General features: G+C 65.6%; 2 protein-coding genes and 1 pseudogene. 1 reads left to right on the plus strand and 2 read right to left on the minus strand.

Annotation, left to right across the window (positions count from 1 at the left end):
- Nucleotides 1-291 (minus strand): annotated as a pseudogene (locus Q0R23_RS13760) (succinoglycan biosynthesis protein exop); the annotation flags it as partial.
- A gap of 445 nt (nucleotides 292-736) precedes the next feature.
- Here Q0R23_RS13760 and Q0R23_RS13765 point away from each other — a divergent pair.
- Nucleotides 737-1795, plus strand: coding sequence for a glucose-1-phosphate thymidylyltransferase (locus Q0R23_RS13765; RefSeq protein ID WP_293913876.1), 1059 nt, complete (start codon nucleotides 737-739; stop codon nucleotides 1793-1795).
- Between the two features lie 79 nt (nucleotides 1796-1874).
- On the opposite strand, the gene Q0R23_RS13770 is transcribed toward Q0R23_RS13765, so the two are convergent.
- A partial coding sequence (locus Q0R23_RS13770) for an AMP-binding protein (RefSeq protein ID WP_293913878.1) occupies nucleotides 1875-2982 on the minus strand: 1108 nt, incomplete at its 5' end.

Here is a 2982-nt window from a genome sequence, read left to right on the forward strand (position 1 = left end):
CTTGACCGCGCCGATCACGTCACCGATGACCGTCGAGCCCTGAAGCGCTTCCTGAAGAGCGCCGATGGGCAGCGCCGAGGCGGGCACGAGCGTCGCGCCGACAACCCCTTCGGCGGGCCGCACGGTAATCACGCTGGAGGCCGCCTCATAGATGGGCGGCTGCGATTTCGACCACAGGTAAGTGCCCAGCCCGACCACCGCTGCCGCGCCGACGATCAGTGGCAGGCGGCGGCGAACACCGCGCCATAAGACGCCCAGTTCGATTTCCGTTTCAGCCGCTTCAGCGGGCAAGGGTTCCCGGTAACTACTCACCCCAGCAGCTCTCTGTCACTGCCGGTAGGAGTGCGACGATCGCAGTGCCGAACGCGACCACTACGACCCAGCCCAGGCCAGAGCTAACCGGACCAACTCCCGGTGGTTGCCTTGTCAAAAGCAGATAAATCATCATCTGGCGTACTCCCTTCGCTTTGCTCAGGCCCCCCCGGTTGCAGGCCATCAGTTTCGTAACAGCCGGTCTGTGACCGTCGGGTCAACCCTATCATGCTACCCGGAGTAGGCTACTCACAGCCCGCGCCGAAGCTGATTCAAGCTCTCACCTTCTCGTCAGCTTGAGCGCAAGGATGGGCGGGACACTTGCGCCTTTATTCAGAGACTCTTGGCGAGACGGCCATGCTCAGAGCTGGCCCGGCTTCAGTTCAGGCTCAACGCAAGTCTGAAGCCTTAGACTGTGGCATTCATGAAAGGTATCATTCCCGCCGCCGGTCTGGGCACAAGATTGCGGCCCCTGACCTTTACCCGTCCCAAGCCTGTGCTGAAGGTGGCGGGCAAGCCGATTATCATTCACGCCATCGAAACGCTGCTGGCGGCGGGCATCAGCGAGATCGCCGTGATCGTCTCGGACCTGACGCGCACCGAGATCGAGTACACGCTGAGCCAGGTGCGCGGCGCCCAGATCGTGCTGATCGACCAGGAGGAACAGCTTGGGCTGGGGCACGCCGTCAGCATGGCGCGGGCCTGGGCGGCGGGCGACGACGTGTGCGTGTACCTGGGCGACAACCTCTTCGAGCACGGCGTGGACAGCTACGTCGAGCAGTTCAACCGTGACCGGCCCGACGCCCTGATCGCCCTGGTCGAAGTGCCCGACCCCGGCGCCTTCGGGGTGGCGCGGATGGACGGCTCTCGCATTCTGGAGCTGATCGAGAAGCCCAAGAACCCGCCCAGCAATCTGGCGGTGGCCGGGGCCTACATTTTTTCCAGCAAGATCTTCGAGGCCCTCGACGGCCTGCCCGCCTCGGCGCGGGGCGAGTTCGAGATCACCGACGCCATTCAGCGGCTGATCCATGAGGGCGGCACCGTGCTGGGCCAGCGGGTGCGCGGCTGGTGGAAGGATACCGGCAAACCGGTGGACCTGCTCGACGCCAACCGGCTGCTGCTGGAGCGCATCGAGCCGAGACTCGACGGTGAGGTGCTCAACTCGCGCATCAGCGGGCGGGTCCACCTCCCGGCGTCGTCGCGGGTGGTGGGCTGCAAAATCGTGGGGCCGGTGCTGATCGGCGAGGAGGTGGTGCTCGAAGACGCCTACGTGGGGCCGTTCACCTCCATCGGGCGCGGCACGGTGATCCGCCACGCCGAGGTCGAACACAGCGTCATCGAGGCTGAAGTGCGCATCGAGAATGTGGACATCCGCTTGCAAGACTGCCTGATCGGCCTGCGCGCCCAGATCAGCGGCGGACGGCGGGTACCGCGCACACTGAAACTGATTTTATCGGACGCCAGCGTGGTGGAATTGACCTGAGCGTCTGGAATAGGCGGCGAGCAGGCCAGGACAATTGCGCGTCCTGGCCTGCTGACTGGTTCGTTTGGATCGGCACCGTTTAAACTGGCACTGTCGCCGCCAGCTTCTCCAGCACGCCGGGGTCTTCGAGGGTGCTGGTGTCGCCCTGAATAGCCTGGCCCGCCGCGATCTGGCGCAGGAAGCGGCGCATGATCTTGCCACTGCGGGTTTTAGGCAGCGCCTCGGCGACGAAGATCTGGTCCGGGCGGGCCAGGGCACCGATCTCGCGGGTGATGTGCTCGCGCAGGGCCTGGCCGCTGATCTCGTACCCGTTCTGGGTCAGCACGAAGGCCACCACACACTCGCCTTTCAAATCGTCGGGGCGGCCCACCACGGCGGCCTCGGCCACGCTGGGATGGGCGACCAGCACCGATTCGATCTCCATGGTGCCCAGGCGGTGCCCGGAGACGTTGAGCACGTCGTCGACCCGGCCTATGACGGTGATGTAGCCGTCGGCGTCCTTGCGAGCACCGTCACCGGCAAAATAGACGTGCGGCAGCTCACCCCAGTAGGTCTTCTGGTAGCGGGCCTCGTCGTTGTAGACGCCGCGCAGCATCGAGGGCCAGGGACGCTTGATAACCAGCAGGCCGCCCTCGTCGGGGCCGAGTTCGCGGCCCTGACGGTCCACGATGGCCGTCTCGACGCCGAACATCGGCAGTCCGGCGCTGCCGGGTTTGCTGTCGAAGGCGCCGGGCAGGGTCGTGAGCATGATCGAGCCGGTTTCGGTCTGCCACCAGGTATCGATGACCGGGCAGCGCTCACCGCCGATGACGCGCCAGTACCACATCCAGGCTTCGGGGTTGATCGGCTCGCCGACGCTGCCGAGCAGGCGCAGGCTGGACAGGTCATAGCTGCCCGGAATGGCGTCGCCCTGGCGCATGAACGAGCGGATGGCGGTGGGCGCGGTGTAGAGGATGCTGACCTTGTGCTTCTCGATCAGCGCCCAGAAGCGGCCCCAGTCGGGATGGTTGGGGGCGCCCTCGTACATCAGCACGGACGCGCCCGCCAGCAGTGGCCCGTAAACGCTGTAGCTGTGGCCGGTGACCCAGCCCACGTCGGCGGTGCACCAGAACAGGTCGTTGTCCTTGAGGTCAAACACCGTGCGCATGGTCAGCGCCGTGCCGACCATGTAGCCGCCGGTGGTGTGC

This window comes from Deinococcus sp. (genome assembly GCF_025362455.1).
In the GTDB taxonomy this organism is placed as follows: Bacteria; Deinococcota; Deinococci; order Deinococcales; family Deinococcaceae; genus Deinococcus.